This is a genomic window from Actinoplanes sp. NPDC051343 (assembly GCF_044455125.1).
In the GTDB taxonomy this organism is placed as follows: Bacteria; Actinomycetota; Actinomycetes; order Mycobacteriales; family Micromonosporaceae; genus Actinoplanes.
Window position 1 is genome coordinate 302,389 of record NZ_JBITEL010000009.1, and the last position, 17,007, is coordinate 319,395.

Annotated in this window: 15 protein-coding genes and 1 tRNA gene; 9 read left to right on the forward strand and 7 right to left on the reverse strand. The window is 68.3% G+C overall.

The annotated features are described in order from the left end of the window. Nucleotides 1–1,131: 1,131 nt before the first annotated feature. A tRNA-Ile gene (locus ACIA5C_RS29390) sits at nt 1,132–1,205 on the reverse strand. Between the two features lie 46 nt (nt 1,206–1,251). Next, nucleotides 1,252–2,514 carry an FAD-dependent oxidoreductase gene (locus tag ACIA5C_RS29395; RefSeq protein ID WP_396060252.1) on the reverse strand — a complete coding sequence of 421 codons (1,263 nt, stop codon included), beginning with the start codon at nt 2,512–2,514 and terminating at the stop codon, nt 1,252–1,254. 247 nt (nt 2,515–2,761) lie between these two features. Here ACIA5C_RS29395 and ACIA5C_RS29400 point away from each other — a divergent pair, with 247 nt between their 5' ends. Further along, a complete protein-coding gene (locus ACIA5C_RS29400; protein WP_396060254.1) occupies nt 2,762–3,754 on the forward strand; it encodes a methyl-accepting chemotaxis protein in 993 nt (330 codons plus the stop codon). A 16-nt stretch (nt 3,755–3,770) separates the two neighbouring features. Here the strand turns inward: ACIA5C_RS29400 and ligD are convergent, their stop codons facing one another. Beyond that, the gene (ligD, locus tag ACIA5C_RS29405; RefSeq protein ID WP_396060630.1) at nt 3,771–4,691 is read right to left on the reverse strand and encodes a non-homologous end-joining DNA ligase; all 921 of its coding nucleotides are present in this window, start codon (nt 4,689–4,691) and stop codon (nt 3,771–3,773) included. Between the two features lie 116 nt (nt 4,692–4,807). Here ligD and ACIA5C_RS29410 point away from each other — a divergent pair, with 116 nt between their 5' ends. The 4 genes from ACIA5C_RS29410 to ACIA5C_RS29425 all read left to right on the forward strand — a co-directional run bounded on the left by ACIA5C_RS29410 (nt 4,808) and on the right by ACIA5C_RS29425 (nt 8,885). After that, on the forward strand, nt 4,808–5,185 hold the full coding sequence (locus tag ACIA5C_RS29410; protein WP_396060256.1) for an Asp23/Gls24 family envelope stress response protein: 378 nt from the start codon (nt 4,808–4,810) through the stop codon (nt 5,183–5,185). 23 nt (nt 5,186–5,208) lie between these two features. Then, entirely contained in the window at nt 5,209–5,724 is a 516-nt protein-coding gene (gene msrA / locus ACIA5C_RS29415) for a peptide-methionine (S)-S-oxide reductase MsrA (protein WP_396060258.1), read from the forward strand. Nucleotides 5,725–6,468: 744 nt separating this feature from the next. Beyond that, nucleotides 6,469–8,058: a hypothetical protein gene (locus ACIA5C_RS29420; protein ID WP_396060260.1), complete on the forward strand. Its 1,590-nt coding sequence runs from the start codon at nt 6,469–6,471 to the stop codon at nt 8,056–8,058. A 350-nt stretch (nt 8,059–8,408) separates the two neighbouring features. Continuing rightward, the gene (locus ACIA5C_RS29425) at nt 8,409–8,885 is read left to right on the forward strand and encodes a sigma-70 family RNA polymerase sigma factor (protein ID WP_396060262.1); all 477 of its coding nucleotides are present in this window, start codon (nt 8,409–8,411) and stop codon (nt 8,883–8,885) included. A 4-nt stretch (nt 8,886–8,889) separates the two neighbouring features. Here the strand turns inward: ACIA5C_RS29425 and ACIA5C_RS29430 are convergent, their stop codons facing one another. Genes ACIA5C_RS29430 through ACIA5C_RS29440 form a run of 3 tightly spaced genes read right to left on the reverse strand, consistent with a single transcriptional unit; the run spans nt 8,890 to nt 12,316 of the window. Then, the gene (locus ACIA5C_RS29430) at nt 8,890–10,269 is read right to left on the reverse strand and encodes a dihydrolipoamide acetyltransferase family protein (protein ID WP_396060264.1); all 1,380 of its coding nucleotides are present in this window, start codon (nt 10,267–10,269) and stop codon (nt 8,890–8,892) included. Then, nucleotides 10,254–11,228: an alpha-ketoacid dehydrogenase subunit beta gene (locus ACIA5C_RS29435; RefSeq protein WP_396060632.1), complete on the reverse strand. Its 975-nt coding sequence runs from the start codon at nt 11,226–11,228 to the stop codon at nt 10,254–10,256. Before ACIA5C_RS29435 ends, ACIA5C_RS29430 begins: the two co-directional genes overlap by 16 nt. Nucleotides 11,229–11,239: 11 nt before the next feature. Next, a complete protein-coding gene (locus tag ACIA5C_RS29440) occupies nt 11,240–12,316 on the reverse strand; it encodes a thiamine pyrophosphate-dependent enzyme (RefSeq protein WP_396060266.1) in 1,077 nt (358 codons plus the stop codon). 131 nt (nt 12,317–12,447) lie between these two features. Here ACIA5C_RS29440 and ACIA5C_RS29445 point away from each other — a divergent pair, with 131 nt between their 5' ends. Further along, a complete protein-coding gene (locus ACIA5C_RS29445; protein ID WP_396060268.1) occupies nt 12,448–12,906 on the forward strand; it encodes an Lrp/AsnC family transcriptional regulator in 459 nt (152 codons plus the stop codon). 3 nt (nt 12,907–12,909) lie between these two features. Here the strand turns inward: ACIA5C_RS29445 and ACIA5C_RS29450 are convergent, their stop codons facing one another. Beyond that, a complete protein-coding gene (locus ACIA5C_RS29450; protein ID WP_396060271.1) occupies nt 12,910–13,668 on the reverse strand; it encodes a DeoR/GlpR family DNA-binding transcription regulator in 759 nt (252 codons plus the stop codon). Nucleotides 13,669–13,903: 235 nt separating this feature from the next. Here ACIA5C_RS29450 and ACIA5C_RS29455 point away from each other — a divergent pair, with 235 nt between their 5' ends. The 3 genes from ACIA5C_RS29455 to ACIA5C_RS29465 are packed head-to-tail and all read left to right on the forward strand — an operon-like array spanning nt 13,904 to nt 16,997. Further along, nucleotides 13,904–15,223: an ABC transporter substrate-binding protein gene (locus ACIA5C_RS29455; RefSeq protein WP_396060274.1), complete on the forward strand. Its 1,320-nt coding sequence runs from the start codon at nt 13,904–13,906 to the stop codon at nt 15,221–15,223. Further along, nucleotides 15,223–16,158 carry a carbohydrate ABC transporter permease gene (locus ACIA5C_RS29460; protein WP_396060277.1) on the forward strand — a complete coding sequence of 312 codons (936 nt, stop codon included), beginning with the start codon at nt 15,223–15,225 and terminating at the stop codon, nt 16,156–16,158. Before ACIA5C_RS29455 ends, ACIA5C_RS29460 begins: the two co-directional genes overlap by 1 nt. Continuing rightward, entirely contained in the window at nt 16,158–16,997 is an 840-nt protein-coding gene (locus ACIA5C_RS29465) for a carbohydrate ABC transporter permease (protein ID WP_396060279.1), read from the forward strand. The genes ACIA5C_RS29460 and ACIA5C_RS29465 overlap by 1 nt, the downstream gene beginning before the upstream one ends. Nucleotides 16,998–17,007 lie beyond the last annotated feature (10 nt).

The following is a 17,007-nucleotide window of genomic DNA, read 5'->3' on the forward strand; positions in this document are numbered from 1 at the left end:
CACGCGCGAAGTCTCGCCGTGCTCGCCCGCTCTCGTAGACCGGCCGATCCGAGGCTGACGCCCGACAGGGCCAAATTTGCTGTCTTGACGCGAGATGAAACAGTGGACACGTGGCATTTCCAGAAAAAGCAGACCACGCAGATCAGAATCGCCGTTCAGTCAAGTTGTTGGATAGGCTTGTCGTATCGGCGGCAGCCGTAGGCGGACTCGCGGCCGCTACATGGCTGCGGCAAAATGCACGTCTTCTTTTGAAGATGCTCACCACGGGCCTAGCGGTGGCGTCGTTCGGGGCCGCAATACATCTTTTCCTTACTAATTTGTGATCGTCGGCAGCTTTCCTTCATCCTTGGTGGTATTTCGTTGGCAGCGCTTGGATGCAATATATAGGGAAGCCCCTCGAAAGATTTCGTCTGGAAGTTTCCCGTAGCCTACGCGATGAGCACCAGGTGCGGATTCCTTGCAATGGCTGCCGGTTGATATTCATACAAATTGGACTCAGCATCGCCATATTGGGCAACCCAGCCGCCAGCACCTCTTGCCTTGCCCGAGCATTTTGCGCCCAGCTGGCCGCACTGGCCTGCTTCTCTCGAAACCGGTCTCTGTTCGCCACCGCCGCCATCGGGTGGGGTCTCAGCACTATGTCAGAAGGGATTACCTGGGCATTCCATGCTCGGAGTGCACTGTTCGGAGCCATCGGGATTGTTCTGGGCATGACAGCTTCCAGCTTCGCTCTTGGCTACTTTCGTGAATATATTCGACGCCAGTATCAGAAGATCCTGGCGCTCTTCGAGGAATCTCAGGCAGAGGGGATGGCATCCGGTGGTACCCCAGGACGACTGATTGGCCACCGCCGATCAAAGCCGAAGTGGTAGCACTCGCTCATCATCCGGCGGGACGAGATCGCCAAGGCCTCCGACGACGAACTTGCCCCCTCGTCGCCCGACACGCTCAACCCCATCCGCAAGCACTTGGCGAATGTCATTGCCGACGGCACCTCAGCGAAGTGCGAGGCAACCCTCGAACGGCCGGCCACCTGCGCCAGAGAAGCGCGACCAGCGACGGCCCGGCGCCCGACCGCCCAGCGCCACCACCGTAACGTGGGGTCTGGGGGTCGCCCCCAGGCTAGTACGGTGGGGCGGGCGGGACTCGAACCCGCGACCGAGGGATTATGAGTCCCCTGCTCTAACCCACTGAGCTACCGCCCCGTACCGGCGGCGATCCTAACCCGCGACCTCATCGGCAAGCCACTGATCAAACCGGTAGGCGTGCCCCCAGCCAGGAAAGCACCGCCCCCGCGGTTCGCCAGCCGCCGGCCATGGCGCCCTGGAGGGAGGGGCTGTCGCGGTGGTCGCCGGCGACGAACAGGCCGTCGCCGAGATCGACGGGCTTGCGTAGGCCGCCCTGCGGGACGCGGGCCGCGGGCAGCGCCGCGGGTAGTGAGACGACTTCGAGCAGTTCCCAGTCGTCGGCCGGGGAGCCGTACAGGCGGCCCAGTTCGACGCGCATGACCTGCTCGGATGCGGTGGACGGGGCGGAGACGCCGACGACCGAGGCGGCGATGAGGGATTTGCCCGAGGGCGCGTATTCCGGCGCCGCGTTGCTGACGACGACCGTGTTGGCGATGATCTCGCGGCGGTCGCCGTCCAGGAGCAGGGTCGGTTCGTCGAGCGGGGCGTGGTCGGCGCCGAAATAAAAGGTGGTGAGGCCGTGCATGTCCGGGCGCGGCAACTGCGGCAGCAACTCGGAGGCGGTGACCGGATCCGTGGCGACAATCACCGCCCGGCAGCGGATTTCGCCGCCCTCCGTGACGACCAGGCGGGGGCCCAGTGACACCGTGCGAGCGCCGATCAGCAGTTGCGGGAACGGCAGCGGGCCGGCGATCGCGGCGGGCAGGGCGGCCATGCCGGCGGCCGGCACGCCGATGCGGCCTCGGAAGAACGAGCGCAGCACCATCGCGAAGACGTGGCTGGAGGTCTCGAGCGACCGGTCGGCGAAGACGCCGGAGAGGAACGGCCGCAGCACCTCCTCGATCATGCGGTGGGACAGGCCGGCCCGGCGGAGCATCTCCTGGGTCGTCGTCTCGCGCGCCGCCAGCAAACGGTGAGCGGGCGTGGTCGCGCAGTAGGTGGCGAGCGCGGCGAACTTCAGCCGGTCACCGAGGGTGCCGACGCCCGACGTCAGAGCGTGCGGGGCGGCGAGGGGTTGTCGCAGCGGGTTCTCGAGGCGGTGCAACTCTCCGCCACGGCGCACGATCACGCCGGAAGTGAAATAGCGCAAGTCGAGCGCATCCACGTCGACCAATGCGGAAAGGCGCGGATAGGCGGTGTTGAGCACCTGGAATCCGCGATCGAGATGCCAGCCGTCCATGACGTCGGTGGCGACCCGCCCGCCGATCCGGTCGGAGGCCTCGACCAGCAGCCATTCGACGCCGGCACGGTCGAGCCGGCGGGCGGCGGCGAGGCCGGCGAGACCGCCGCCGACGATGACGACGTCCACCTCAACGGGTTGCGACACGGGCACCTCACAAGGGGACGAACCAGGCAGGCAAGCCTCAGACTAACGGTGGTCGGTGGTTGCGGCAGGAGAAACAGGCGTACGCCCTACGCGTACCCGCCGCAGTCAACGTCATCCCACGCCGAACCGGATCCTCGCTGCCCGCCCCGCCCTTCCCGGGTAGGGAGGAAATACCCCGTTTCCGGCATCCGCCAGGGCTCCAGCGGCGAGAATCCTCCCGAATGATCCTCCTCGGCTAGGAGCTCGCATGGCGTTCGGCACCCGCAGGAATGATCTCCAGGCCTCCGCGAGCGCCGCCTACACCGACGACGCCGTCGCCCGCCTGACCGCCGAGAACGACGAACTCCGCCGCCAACTCACCGACCGGCAGGCCGAGCACGCGATCGCGATCCAGCGCTACGAGCTGATGATCGAGGCGGCCGGCATCGGCCTGTGGGACATGGACGTCAACCCCGACGATCCGGTCAACCCGGACAACGAGTTCCAGTGGTCGCAGGAGTTCCGCCACATGCTGGGCTACACCGACGAGCGCGACTTTCCCAACGTCCTCAGCAGTTGGGCGTCCCGCCTGCACCCGGACGACGTCGACCGCACGGTCACCGCGTTCATGAACCACCTCAACGACCGCACCGGCCGTACGCCGTACAACATCGAGTACCGCCTGCAGCTGAAGACCGGCGAGTACCGCTGGTTCATCGCGACCGGCGCGACCAGCCGCGACCGCAGCGGCGTGCCCCTGCGGGTGGCCGGCGCGCTGCGTGACATCGACAACGAGAAGACCCTGGCCGAGGCCTCGGAACGCCAGGTGGCCCAGCTGTCCGCCTCGACGGCGCGGCTCGGCGGGGTCAGCGCCGACCTGTCCAAGGCGGTCGACGCCGCGGTGCGCCGGGCCTCCGCGGCCACCGAGACGATCGCCCACCTGGACGCCAGCAGCGCCAAGATCGGCGAGGTCATCAAGATCATCACCGGGATCGCCTCGCAGACCAACCTGCTCGCCCTGAACGCGACCATCGAGGCCGCCCGGGCCGGTCAGGCCGGACGCGGCTTCGCGGTGGTCGCCCACGAGGTCAAGGAACTGGCCAACGAGACCAGCCAGGCCACCGGCAACATCTCCCAGCAGGTCGAGACGATCCGCACGCAGACCAGCGAAGCGGTCCGCAGCATCGAGGAGATCCAGTCGTCGATGCAGGCGCTCACGTCGACCCAGCAGGCGATCGAGAGCCTCATCGAGGGCGTTTAGCGACCGGCACGCACCATCAGCCGCTGAATTTCGCCTCCTCGGGGCGCCGGTCGGGGCGCAGGCCACGCCACGAGGAATGCCGCAGCCGGCCGTCGGAGGTGAAACTGCGGTATTCCACCTCACCGACGATCACCGGCTCGACCCAGATGGCACCCCGGGCGTCGCGGCGCGGCACATCGTCGACCGGCGGCGTCGCACCGGCGCGGATCAGAGGAGTCAATTGCTGCTGCAGATCGTGCAAAGCCGCATCGGTGAAACCGGTGCCGACGCCGCCCGCGAACGACAATTTCCCGCCCCGGTGCAGCCCGACAAGGAGCGCGCCGATCGTGCCCGCCCGACGGCCCTCGCCCTCCGTGAATCCCAGGATCACCACTTCCTGCGTACGGATAAAGGGTGCCTTTATCCAGTCGGGTGACCGACGCCCGGGCTCATAGCGTGAGTCCAGCCGTTTCGCGATGACGCCCTCGAGCCCCCGTTTTCTCGACTCGTCGACGACCGCGTCGGGCGTGTCCGCCACGAACGACGGCGTCAACTGAAGGCCGGTCAGCGTCTCGAGCCGCGCGCGGCGCGAAGTGTAGGGCGCATCGACGAGCGACTTCCCCTCGAAATGCAGCACATCGAAGACGTTGTAGTGCAACGCGAACTCCTCGATGAGGGCCGGCGTCGGCTGGTGCACGTTCATCCGGCGCTGCAGCCGCGCGAACGACGGCCGCCCCTTCGCGTCCGGCGCGACGATCTCGCCGTCGAGCACCATCTCGGTCCGGCGCCCGGTCAGGTCACCGGCGACATCCGGGTACGCCGTGGTCACGTCGCGCTCGTTACGGCTCAGGACGCGTACGCCGGAAGCCGTCACGTAGATGACGGCCCGCACCCCGTCCCACTTGTATTCGTAGGCCCATCCGCCGCCGGTCGGCAGCGTGCCCAGCGTGGCCAGCATCGGCGGAATCGGATCGAGGAAGCTCACCCGATCATTGGACACCCTCGGGCTGATCAATTGGTACGCTCGCGCGGCGTTCGAGCTTCGATGTGTTCGACATGTGTGGAGAGGGCTTCATGGCTGACGGTGTGAGCGGCGTCAACTCGGTGTCGCGCGAGGTCGTAGAGAAGATCGCCGCGTCCGCGGCCCGCGAGGTGCCGGGCGTGGTCGAGCTGGGCGGCGACGTGTCCCGCTTCATGAACAAGATGCTCGACGCGGTCGGCCTGGACGAGGTGGGCGACGCCACCCGCGGCACCCACGCCCAGGTGAAGGGCGCCGCCGTCGACATCACCGTCGTCATCGTGGTCGAGGCCGGCAAGGTCGTCGGCGAGGTCGCCAAGGCCGTCCAGCTGGCGGTGACCGAGGCGGTCTCCGGTTACGGCCTGACCGTGACCGGCGTCAACGTGAAGGTCGACGACATCGCGATGCCTTCTTCGCCGGCCCCGTCGCTGTAGCCGCCGAAGGTACCGTGGTGGTCATGAGCCAAACCGAGACCGCCATCCTGGCCGGCGGCTGCTTCTGGGGCATGCAGCAATTGATCCGCCGCCGTCCCGGCGTGCTCAGCACCCGGGTCGGCTACTCCGGCGGCGACGTCCCCAACGCGACCTACTACAACCACGGCACCCACGCCGAAGCCCTCGAGATCGTCTTCGACCCGGCCGTCACCTCGTTCCGCGACATCCTGGAATTCTTCTTCCAGGTCCACGACCCGACGACGAAAAACCGGCAGGGCAACGACATCGGCCTGAGCTACCGCTCGGCGATCTTCTACACTTCCGACGAGCAGAAGCGCGTCGCCGAGGACACCATCGCCGACGTCGAGGCCTCCGGCCTGTGGCCCGGCAAGGTAGTCACCGAGGTCGAACCGGCCGCCCCGTTCTGGGAAGCCGAGCCCGAGCACCAGGACTACCTGGAACGCCTCCCCAACGGCTACACCTGCCACTTCCCGAGGCCCGGCTGGGTACTCCCGAAGCGCAACACCACCCCGGCCTGACCGAGCCCACCGACCTGCACGGCCGAGGGCCTCATGAACCCTCGGCCGCGGAGCCATGAGCAGCAACCCGCTCGTAGCGCAGAGTCAGTCGCCACCGACCTGGCCGGCGGCCCGTGGGATCTCGGCGTCCGGGGGCGCCCCCGCGACATTGGCGGATCTTCGGTCCCGGCCCGCTGGATCAGTCGGCGCAATGTCTACATTGGTGACGCTCTAAGCTGCGCCTTTACGGGTGTCTCCACACACATCGACGGTGCTAACATCCCTCGCCGCCCGCCGTTCGGGTGGGCGTTAACGGGGAGAAAGCCATGGGCACATTGCGTCGTGGGCTGGGGATCGCGACGGCGGTTGCGGTTGGGCTCGGGGCGGCCGCGGTCGGGTTTGCGGGACCCGCGCAGGCGATGAACATTCAGTCGGCGAAGCCGGTCAGCTGGACCTGGACCGACTCGGCGGAGCCGGGGACCGTGAACGCCGATCCGGACGGCAACGTGCGCTGTGGCCGGTCGAGCACCCCGACCAGCGGGTCCAGGCGACCGGTTCGGGGTACGACCCGCGCGCCACGTTCGATCTGCGCGGCTACCCGGACGGGACGATTCTCGCCTGGCAGGCGCAGGCCTCCGACTACGACGACGCCGGGCCGTGGGGTAAGACCTGCTATCTGACCGTCGACAACACGGCACCCGCCGCGCCGAAGGTCTACTCGCGACGTAAGACACCGATGAATATCCGGGCTCGGGCGGTGAGGGCGTGCCGGGTACGTTCGTCTTCGACGCGCTCGGCGACCGCGACGTGGTGGCCTTCAATTGGGTCGACGAGACCACGTTCAGCAACGGCCAGGTTCCGGCCAAAAGGCCGGGCGGCCGGGCCAAGCTCACCCGGGTTCCCTCCCGCGGCGGGGAGAACGAATTTCGCGTACGCGCGGTGGACGCGGCCGGCAACGTAGGACCGTCGACGTCGTACAAGTTCGTCGTCGTGCCGTTCAGTGCGCCCGGCGTCGCCGTGACCGTGGGCGGGATCGGGCTGCCCAGCCACATCCGCCTGCACTCGGCGGCGGCCGGGATCACCTCGTACGGCTATTCGGTCGACGGCGGCCCCGAGACGGCCCTGCCCACCGGTGCGGGCGACGTGACGTTCACCAGCACCGGCGTGAAGACGATCGTGGCGCATGCCTATGCCGGGACGAAGCTGGCCGGGGCGAGCACCCAGCAGGTCACGGTCAGCGACTCGCCGCTCGTGGCGTCCAGCCACTTCAACCTCGACGCCGACCCGGAGCCGGTCTCCGGCGAGGCCGGCACCTTCACCTTCGCGCCCCGGCGCACCGACGTGGCCGCCTACCAGTACGACTTCGGGGACGGCGTCCAGCAGCGGATCGACGCCGACGCCGACGGCCGGGCGACGCCGGCGTGGACACCCGATCACGGCACGCTGTTCACGCTGACCGTACGGTCGGTGAACGCCGACGGCACCACCTCCGCCCCGGCGACCTGGGCGTTCCGCGTCATCGACGCCCGGCCGACGGTCGTCTCGGACGCCGGCGCGAACTGGCCGCGCACCGACGGCGTGGGCCTGCCGGCGAACGTCTACATCTCGACCGAACTGCCCGACGTGACCGAATACGTCTACCGCTACGACGGCGGCCCGGAGCGTTCGGTGCCGTTCGACTCGGAGGCGACGGTCCAGGTCGTACCGACCCACGCCGGCGACTCCACGTTCACCGCGTGGGCCCGCCGGGCCGACGGCAGTCTCACGCCGGCCACCACGATCACGATCAGCATCTCCTCCGGGCCGACTCTCGCGCTCGCCGCGGCGTACGGGTCTCCGGCCGTCGCCGGACGCACCGGGACCGTGACCTTCTCGCCGGGCCTGCCGGATGTCGTCAGTTATCGCTATGTCTTCGACGGCGCCCAGGGTGAGCAGACCGTCGACGCCGCGGCCGACGGCACCGCGACCGTCCCGTTCGCGCCGGGCACGCCGGGCTGGTGGGAGCTGACGGTGTCCAGCGTGAGCGCCAACGGCACGGTCTCCGACACCCGCCAGTACGACCTGAACGTCGACGATCCGAAGGTCTCCGTCTACAGCGCCTGGGACGACTGGGCGCCCTGGGGCGCACCGGGCGAGGCGGGCACGTTCGAGTTCTCCGGCGACCTGACCGCGGCCACCACCGAATACCTCTGGCACGTCAACGACGACCCGGTGCGGACCGCCGCCGCCGCCGACAATCCGACGGTGGTCGGCTACACCCCGGACCGCTCCGGCGAGAACACTCTGTACGTCCAGCGACGCTTCACCGACGGCACGCTCTCCGCGATCACGGAGCACCCGTTCCTGGTCGGCTAGTGCTCGCGAACAGCCGAGGGGGCGCTGGTCAGCGGCCCCTCGGCGCCGGGCCGATCGGTAATCCGACAACCTTTTTCGTGAAAGGTTTTCAACATTCTCGCAACGTAGTCGGCCGGGAACGCAGAAGGCATTTTCCGTCACTTAAAGCACATCGTTTTATCACCGTGCGCGGCGGTAAGAAACCGTTAAGCAAGAGCCGCATTGTCGGCCCGGCACGCGTGTCGTACGGTGATCATCGCCATCTGGTGACAGCCGTCATCTGATCGACCTGTTGGCCCCCAGGTCGTTCCGGCACTGAAGGAGATATCCATGCGGGAGGGGTCAAGGAATTGCGGGAAGACCACGCACGAATGGTCGAATTGCACGCCGAACACAGATCGGCGTTGCTCAGATTCCTCATCGGGCTGACCGGGGGCGAGTGGTACGCCGCCGAGGATCTGGTGCAGGAAACGATGATCCGGGCCTGGCGCTCATTGGAGAGCGTGCCCGCCGACAGCCACGGAAGCCGGCGCTGGCTCCTCACGGTCGCCCGCCGGGTGGCCATCGACTCGGCGCGGCGGCGGCAGGCCCGGCCCGCCGAGGCCGGGCCCGTCGACGCCGAGCGCATCGCCTCGGTCGACGACACCACGGAGATCGTGGTGCTCGCCGACTCGTGGCGGAACGCGGTGCACCGCCTCAGCGACACGCACCGAACCATCCTGTCCGAGCTGTACTTCCAGGGCCGCTCGCTCGACGAGACGGCCCGGACGCTCGGCATCCCGCTCGGCACCGTGAAATCACGCGCCCACTACGCGGTCCGCTCGCTCCGGGAGGCGGTCGCCGGGTAGAGACTCACAGCTGAGCAATGGCGTGCGCCGGGTTCTCGATCGCATCTGCGACCGCCCGCATGAACCCGGCCGCCGTCCCGCCGTCGCACACCCGGTGGTCGAAGACGAAGCTCATCTGCGCGACCTTGCGTACGCACAACTCCCCCGCCACCACCCACGCCCGGTCGATGATCCGGCCGAAGCCGAGGATCGCGACCTGCGGATGGTTGATGATCGCGGCACTCCCGTCGACCCGGAACGCCCCGTAGTTGTTGAGCGTGAACGTGCCCTCCCCGCTCACCCGGCCCGCGCGCGCATCCGCCACGACCTGCCGGATCGCCGAGTCCAGTTCGGACGTCGTCATCGTGGAGGCACCGCGCACCGCCGGAACGACGAGGCCGCGCTCCCCTTGCACCGCGATGCCCAGATCGACCCGGTCGAGCTGCACGATCTCCTGCCGGTCGACGTCCAGACGAGCGTTGAGCACCGGATATTGCCGCAGACCGGCAACCACGAACCGCGACAGGTAGGCCATCAGCCCCGGACCGGCCGGCAGACTCTCGCGCAGCTGCCACAGCGCCGTGAAATCGACATCCACCCAGACGGTCGCCTCGGGGATCTCGGCCCGGCTCCGCGACAGCGCGGCCGACGCGGCCTTCCGGAAGCCGGACAGCGGAATGCGCTTCTCCCCCACTGTGGACAACGGCGGGAACTTGTCGCCCGCAGCTGCTTTACTCGACCCACCCAGTGCCGGGGCGGGGGAGGCGGCGGCCGCGGCGGCAGGAGCGGAAACCGGCAAGACCCGCTCGATATCAGCACGGACGATGACGCCGCCGGCTCCGCTGGGCTTGACCGTACGCAGGTCCACCTCATTCAACCGCGCGAGCCGCCGCACCAGAGGCGAGCTGACCAACGGCACCCCGGAGCCAGATGCGGGCACCACGGTGACCGCCCCGTTCCGAGGACGCCGACGCCGCCCCGACGCCGCCACAGCCGCCGTCCCGTATCCAATCAGGACATTGCCCGATCCGGCCCGCTCCTCCTCCCGATAGACGTCGGCAGGCGAGGAGGACGAGGAGGACGAGGTGGGCAAGGAGAGGGACGAGGGGGAGGTGGCCAAGGAGGGCGACGAGGGCGACGACGGTGCCGACGGGACCGGGCGGACGGTCAGTAACGGCTTCCCCACGTCGACCGTCGCCCCTTCGGGCGCGTGCCGCACCGCGATCACCCCGGCGAACGGTGACGGCACCTCCACCAACGACTTGGCCGTCTCGACCTCGACCACCGGCTGATCGACGTCGACCACGTCACCGTCGGCGACGAGCCATCGCACGACCTCCGCCTCGGTCAGCCCTTCGCCGAGGTCGGGCAGGTTGAAGATCTGGTCGCTCATCCCTCGCCCCACTGCAGGTCGTCGACGGCGTCCAGGATCCGGTCGACGCCGGGCAGCTGGAATTTTTCCAGCTTCGGCGGCGGGAACGGGATGTCGAATCCGGTCACCCGGCGGATCGGCGCGGCCAGTGAGTGGAAGCATCTTTCGGTCACTCGGGCCACGATTTCCGAGGCCACGCTCGCGAACCCGGCCGCTTCGGCGATCACCACCGCCCGCCCGGTTGAAGCGACCGCCGCGCACACCGTCTCGTCGTCGAACGGCACGATCGATCGCACGTCGACCACCTGGAGGCTTCGGCCTTCCTGCGCGGCCACGTCGGCGGCTTCGAGGGCGACGGGCACGCTCGGCCCGTACGCGATGAGCGTCGCGTCGGTCCCGGCGCGCCGGATCACGGCTTTCCCGATCTCGGAGGAGAAGCCGGCGGAAAGGTCGACCTCTTCCTTGCTCCAGTAGAGCTTTTTCGGTTCCAGGAACACGATCGGGTCGGGCGAGGCGATGGACTCGCGCATCAGCGCGTACGCGTCGGAAGCCGTCGCCGGTGCAACCAGCTGCAGCCCGGGGGTGTGTGCGTAGTAGGCCTCGGACGAGTCGCAGTGGTGTTCGACTCCGCCGATGCCGCCGGCGTAGGGCACCCGGATGACCATCGGCAGCGTGACGCGCCCGCGGGTGCGGTTCCGCATTTTCGCGACGTGGCTGACGACCTGTTCGAAGGCCGGGTACGCGAACGCGTCGAACTGCATCTCGACGACCGGGCGCATGCCGTTCATCGCCATGCCGATCGCGACGCCGACGATGCCGGCTTCGGCGAGCGGGGTGTCGAAGCAGCGGTTCTCGCCGAATTCGGCGGTGAGCCCGTCGGTGATGCGGAAGACGCCGCCGAGCGCGCCGACGTCTTCGCCGAACACGACGACCGAGTCGTCCGCGGTCATGGCGTCGCGCAGTGCACGGTTGAGTGCCTGCGCCATGGACAGCTTCTCGTGGGTCACAGCGCTGCCTCCCGGGAGAGTTCGTCCGCGAGCATCGCGGCCTGTTCGCGCAGTTGCGGGGTGGCCCGCGCGTAGACGTCGCGGAAGAGCGCGGACGGGTCGGGTTCGACGTCCGTGTTGATGCCGTCGCGCACGTAGGCGGCGACGCGGTCGGCTTCCGCCCGGAACGCGGCCAGCTGGTCCTCGCTGAGCTGCAGGTACGCCGACAGGCGGGTGAGCGGGTCGCGCGCGAGCCACGGCGTCACCTCGGACTCGTCCCGGTAGCGGGTCGCGTCGTCGGCGTTGGTGTGCGCCTGCACCCGGTACGTGTGCGCCTCGATCAGCTGGGGGCCGCCTCCGGAGCGGGCCCGGGCCACCGCCGCCCCGAGCACCGCGAGCAGCGCCGCCGCGTCGTTCCCGTCGACCCGCTCCCCCTGGATGCCGTAGCCGATGCCTTTGTGGGCGAGCGACGGCGCCGCGGTCTGCTTGGCCAGGGGGACGCTGATCGCGTACTCGTTGTTCTGCACGAAGAAGATCACCGGCGCGCGGAGGACGGCCGCGAAGTTGAGCGCCTCGTGGAAGTCGCCCTCGCTGGTTGCGCCGTCGCCGCACATCGCCATGACCACGGTCGGCTCGCCGCGCAGCCGGGCCGCGTGGGCCACGCCGACCGCGTGCGGCAGCTGGGTGGCGAGCGGTGTCGCGTGCGGGGCGACCTGGTGTTCGTTCGGGTCGTAGCCGCAGTGCCAGTCACCCTTGAGCAGGCTGAGCGCCTCGACCGGGTCGACGCCGCGGGTCATGATCGCCACCGTGTCGCGGTAGGTCGGGAACAGCCAGTCGCCGTCGGCCAGCACCTGCGCGGCGGCGACCTGGCACGCCTCCTGCCCGTGCGACGACGGGTACACCGCGAGCCGGCCCTGCCGGACCAGCGCGTTCGCCTGCTCGTTGAATCGCCGCCCGGTGACCAGGGCCGCGAAGGCCACCATCAGCGCTTGATCATCGGGCCGGGGGAAGGCCGGGTTGTCGACCGTCCGCCCGCTGGGGTCCACCAGCGTGACCGGAACGTCCGAGGGGAGAAGGTGTCCATCACCTGTCATGGCGCAATCGTCGTAGCGTTGCCATTCGGACTCCACAACTGCCGGAAAAGCGAGATAACGTTCCCGGTCACCGGGCAAAAAACCGCCGAACGTCCAGCGACGGGAGGCCCCGAAAGAGGAGGATGAGACGAATGGCCGAGCCTCTGGACGACATCGACCGCGGCATCCTCGACGAGCTCGTCGCCGACGGGCGCATGTCGATGCGCACGCTGGCCGAGCGGCTGCACATTTCGCGCGCCAACGCGTACGCCCGGGTCGAGCGGCTGCGCGCGACGAACGTGATCCGGGGTTTCCGCGCCGACGTCGATCCGGTCGCGGCCGGCCTCGGCACGTCGGCCTACGTGACGATCAATCTGCGCCAGACCGAATGGCGGGTCGTACGGGAGAAGCTCCGCGCCCTGCCGGGGGTGGTGCACGTGGCCCTGGTCGGCGGCGAGTTCGACGCCATCCTGCTGGTCCGCATGACCGACAACGCCGAGCTGGGTCGCCTGGTTCTCAACGTCATCCAGGACATGCCGGGGGTGGTCAATACACGGACGCTGCTGGTGTTCGAGGAAGCGGAAGCTCCCGCTCACTTTTTGAGCAACTAACGCTCAAACCGTGAGCACCTGGCAACCCTGAGCCCGGATCGCATCCAGGGCCGAGGCACTCGCCCGGCCGTCGGTGACCAGCACGTCCACGTCGGACATCTTGCAGACCTGGGCGAGCGCCACCCGGCCGATCTTGGTGGCGTCGGCGAGCACGACGCTGATCCGGGCCTGTTCGCGCAGCACGGCGTTGACCCGGCAGCCGACCGGGTCGTAGTTGGTGCAGCCGGCCACCGCGTCGACCCCGTCGACCCCGATGAACGCCACGTCGATGTTGTAGCCGGCCATGAAGCTCTCGGCGCTCGGCCCGACCGCCTCCTGGCTGCTGCTGCGCACCTCGCCGCCGGCCGAGAAAACCCGCAGCCGCGGGTTGGACACGAGGTAGGTCGCCACGTTGAGCGCGTTGGTGACGATGGTCAGCCCGTCGCGTTCCATGAGCAGCCGGGCGAACTCGGACACCGTGGTGCCACCGGTGGTGCCGATGACCCGGGCCCCGTCGAGGAACCTCAGCGCCTGCCGCGCGATGCGCCGCTTCTCGCCCGTGTCCTGCTCGGTCTTGTAGGACAGCGGCAGGTCGTTGAACGAGGCGTGCGTGGTCGCCCCGCCCCGGGTGCGGCTGACCAGGCGCTGTTTCTCCAATACCTCGAGGTCGCGGCGGACCGTGGCGTGCGAGACGTCGAACAGTTCGGCCAGGTCCTCGACCTCGAGGCCGCCCTTCTCAACGATCGCCGACACCATCTCGCGCAGGCGTTGCTTGCGTTGCATGGCGGAGACGCTAGCACCGCGCCCGCGCATTTCGATACGGCCCTTCTGCACCTTTACTCATCTCAGATGCGCGTAACGCGCAGCTTTACCGACCTAAGCTGCACGTTACGCAACAACTGCGCAATCTTGTCTTGACCGTGCGCATACCCGGTGCCATCGTCGTCCCCACTGCGGCCCCCGGTTGCGCATGTGTGCACCAGGGTGCGCGTCGTCAGTACGAGAAGGGCTGACCGTGATGACTTCCTCCAGAATCCTTTTGAGCGCCGGGGCCGTGGTGCTCGTGGGCGCCCTGACCACCGGTTGCGGTGGCAAGAGCAAGAGCAGCGCCGAATCCTCCAAGACCACCGGCGTGACGATCACGGTCGCCCTCGCCACCGAGCCCCCGCCGCAGGCCTCGATCGACGCCTTCACCAAGAGCACCGGCATCACGGTCAAGTGGACCAACACCGACTGGGACAGCCTGCAGACCAAGATCGCCGCGGCGGCGACCGCGAAGACCTACTTCGCCGACGCGACCGACGTCGACTGGTCGCGGGTCGGCCAGCTGGGCAAGCTCAACTGGTTCTACCCGATGGACAACTACCTCGACACCAAGTCGCTGGCCGGCGAGATGCCGCAGCTGACCTCGTTCACCTCGGACGGGAAGGTCATCGGCATCCCGTACGACGCGTCGTTCCTGGTCACCACCGTGAACAAGAAGCTGTTCACGAAGGCCGGCATCACGACCATGCCGACCACGATCGACGAGTACACGAACGACCTGAAGCAGATCAAGAGCAAGGGCGTCGTGCAGTACCCGCTCAACATCCCGTTCGCCGCGGCCGAGGGCCTGTCGACGAACTGGTACCAGACCACCGCGGCGTTCGGCGGCACGATCCTCGACGGTTCCGGCAAGCCGCAGTTCGCGACCGCCGACTCCCCCGGTTACAAGGCCGCCCAGTGGATGGTCGACGCGATCAAGAAGAACGGCCTGGTGCCGCCGGGCAACATCAACGTCGCCGACAGCCAGGGCCAGCAGACACTGATGGCCAAGGGCCAGGTGGCCAGCACCTTCGGCGACTACTCGGGCAACGTCGGGAGTCTCTACAGCGTGCCGGCCTCCTCGACCGTGGTCGACCAGGTCGAATACCTGCCGACGCCGGGCGTCAGCGGGATCGGCCCCAACATGAGCAACCCGGACGGCATCGGCATCCCGCGCCAGGCGAAGTACCCGGCCGCCGCGGCCAAGTTCATCGACTGGTTCACCAACGGGCAGAACCAGGCCGACTTCGCCGGGGCGAGCGGTCCCGACAAGGTGATGCCCGGCTACTTCCTGCCGTCGCGGCTGACCGGCATGACCGAGCTGACCCAGAAGGGCAAGCTGATCGGCGGCCAGCAGCTCGGTGACCTGCTCAAGAACAGCGCGAAGCCGGTGTTCCCGCAGGGCGCGCCCTCGTGGTACCCGGAGTTCTCCAAGTCGGTCTACACCAACCTGCACGCCGCGGCGACCGGTTCGATGAGCGTCGACGACGCCATCAAGGCGATCGCCGGCACCGCGAACAAGCTGTCGAGCTGATGGTCGGTACCCACAGCGAGGTGCGGCCGGCCCGCACCGCGGCGCCCCGGAAACCCGGGCGCCGCGGGCGGCGGTTCGACCTTCTCCCGTACGCCCTGGTCACGCCGCTGGCGGTGTTCATCGTGGCGCTGGCGCTGTTCCCGGCCGGCGTGACGATCGTCCAGTCGTTCTTCCGGGTCGACGAGCTCAACCCGCCGACGACGTTCAACGGCCTCGACAACTTCCGGAACCTGTTCGCCGACAACGCGATCCGGTCGAGCCTGGTCAACACCGGCCTGTACGTGCTGATCGGCGTGATCCTGTCGACGCTGCTCGGGATCATCATGGCGGTCACCCTGCAGCGGCCGTTCCGCGGCCGCTCGATCCTGATCGCCGTACTGATCCTCCCGTGGGCGCTGCCCGGCGTCGTCGAGGGCATCGTCTGGACCGGCATCTGGGACAGCAACACCGGCCTGCTCAACAGCGTGCTCACCTCGTTCCACCTGATCGACCACTATCAGGTCTTCCTCGGCCAGCACCGGTTCCTCACCATCTTCGCCATCGAACTGGTGCAGGTCTGGCAGATGACGCCGCTGTCCACGCTGCTGATCCTGGCCTCGCTGCAGAACATCCCGGGCGAGCTCTACGAGGCGGCGGTGCTCGACGGCACCACGCCCTGGCAGGCGCTGCGGCGGATCACGCTGCCGCTGGCCCGGCCGGGCATCGCGATCGCCATGGTGCAGGCGGTCATCGCGACCCTCAACGTGTTCGACCAGCCGTACGTGCTCAACGGCTCGGCCGACACCGGGGCCTCGCTGACCATGCAGACCTACTTCATCAGTTTCCAGAACCTCGACTTCGGCGAGGGCTACGCGCTCTCGCTGCTGATCACCGTCGCCACGCTGATCGTCTCGCTCGGGGTCGTGAAGCTGGTCTACCGGCAGGTGGAGTTCTGATGCCAACAAGCCGTCGTCACTGGATCCGCACGATCGGGATCGCGTTCATCGTCCTGTGGTCGCTGGTGCCGCTGTACTGGACGCTCAACACCAGCCTGCAGACCGACTCGCAGATCAGCGCCAAGCCCTCGCACTACGTGCCGCCGACGCCGACGCTGCACAACTATCGCGCGCTGCTGTCGGGAGCGGGCGAGATCCCGGACACCATCCGCCAGTCCTCGATCAACATCTCCATCGAGTGCGCCGCTGCCACGATCATCACGGTCGTGCTGGCCACGCTCGCGGCGTACGCCTTCGCGCGGATGAAATTCCGCGGCCGGCAGCTGCTGTTCTATGCCGTCCTGGCGACCATGGCGTTCCCGGCCTACACGACGCTGATTCCGCTCTATCGGATCATGAGCGTGTTCGGGCTGGTCAACACGTACACGGGCATCGTCCTGGTCTACGTCTCGGGTTTCCTGCCGCTGGCGACCTGGATCCTGCACAGCTACATGATCAGCCTGCCGATCGCGATCGAGGAGGCCGGTCAGGTCGACGGCGCCGGCCGCATGCAGATCCTGTGGCGGATCGTGCTGCCGCTGGCCTGGCCCGGCATCGTCTCGACCGCGATCATCACGTTCCTGTTCGCGTGGGCCCAGTTCCTGTTCCCGCTCGTGCTCTCCAGCGACATCTCGACCCAGCCGCTCACCGTCGCCATCGCCGCCCTGCAGGGCCGGCACGTGGTGCCGTTCGGGCTGCTCAACGCGGCCGGCGTGCTCGCTCTGGCGGTACCGGCCGTGATCGCGGTCGCCCTCAATCGCTTCATCGTCAACGGCCTGCTGAGCGGCAGCGTCAAGTAACCCTCGACTC

Bases quoted from the DNA above. Each gene is read 5' to 3' on its own strand.
- ACIA5C_RS29445 (WP_396060268.1), top strand. From the start codon at position 12,448: ATGGCCGAGCCTCTGGACGACATCGACCGCGGCATCCTCGACGAGCTC.
- ACIA5C_RS29465 (WP_396060279.1), top strand. From the start codon at position 16,158: ATGCCAACAAGCCGTCGTCACTGGATCCGCACGATCGGGATCGCGTTC.
- ACIA5C_RS29455 (WP_396060274.1), top strand. From the start codon at position 13,904: ATGACTTCCTCCAGAATCCTTTTGAGCGCCGGGGCCGTGGTGCTCGTG.
- ACIA5C_RS29410 (WP_396060256.1), top strand. From the start codon at position 4,808: ATGGCTGACGGTGTGAGCGGCGTCAACTCGGTGTCGCGCGAGGTCGTA.
- ACIA5C_RS29440 (WP_396060266.1), bottom strand. From the start codon at position 12,316: ATGACAGGTGATGGACACCTTCTCCCCTCGGACGTTCCGGTCACGCTG.
- ACIA5C_RS29460 (WP_396060277.1), top strand. From the start codon at position 15,223: ATGGTCGGTACCCACAGCGAGGTGCGGCCGGCCCGCACCGCGGCGCCC.
- ACIA5C_RS29400 (WP_396060254.1), top strand. From the start codon at position 2,762: ATGGCGTTCGGCACCCGCAGGAATGATCTCCAGGCCTCCGCGAGCGCC.
- msrA (WP_396060258.1), top strand. From the start codon at position 5,209: ATGAGCCAAACCGAGACCGCCATCCTGGCCGGCGGCTGCTTCTGGGGC.
- ligD (WP_396060630.1), bottom strand. From the start codon at position 4,691: ATGCTGGCCACGCTGGGCACGCTGCCGACCGGCGGCGGATGGGCCTAC.
- ACIA5C_RS29425 (WP_396060262.1), top strand. From the start codon at position 8,409: ATGGTCGAATTGCACGCCGAACACAGATCGGCGTTGCTCAGATTCCTC.
- ACIA5C_RS29450 (WP_396060271.1), bottom strand. From the start codon at position 13,668: ATGCAACGCAAGCAACGCCTGCGCGAGATGGTGTCGGCGATCGTTGAG.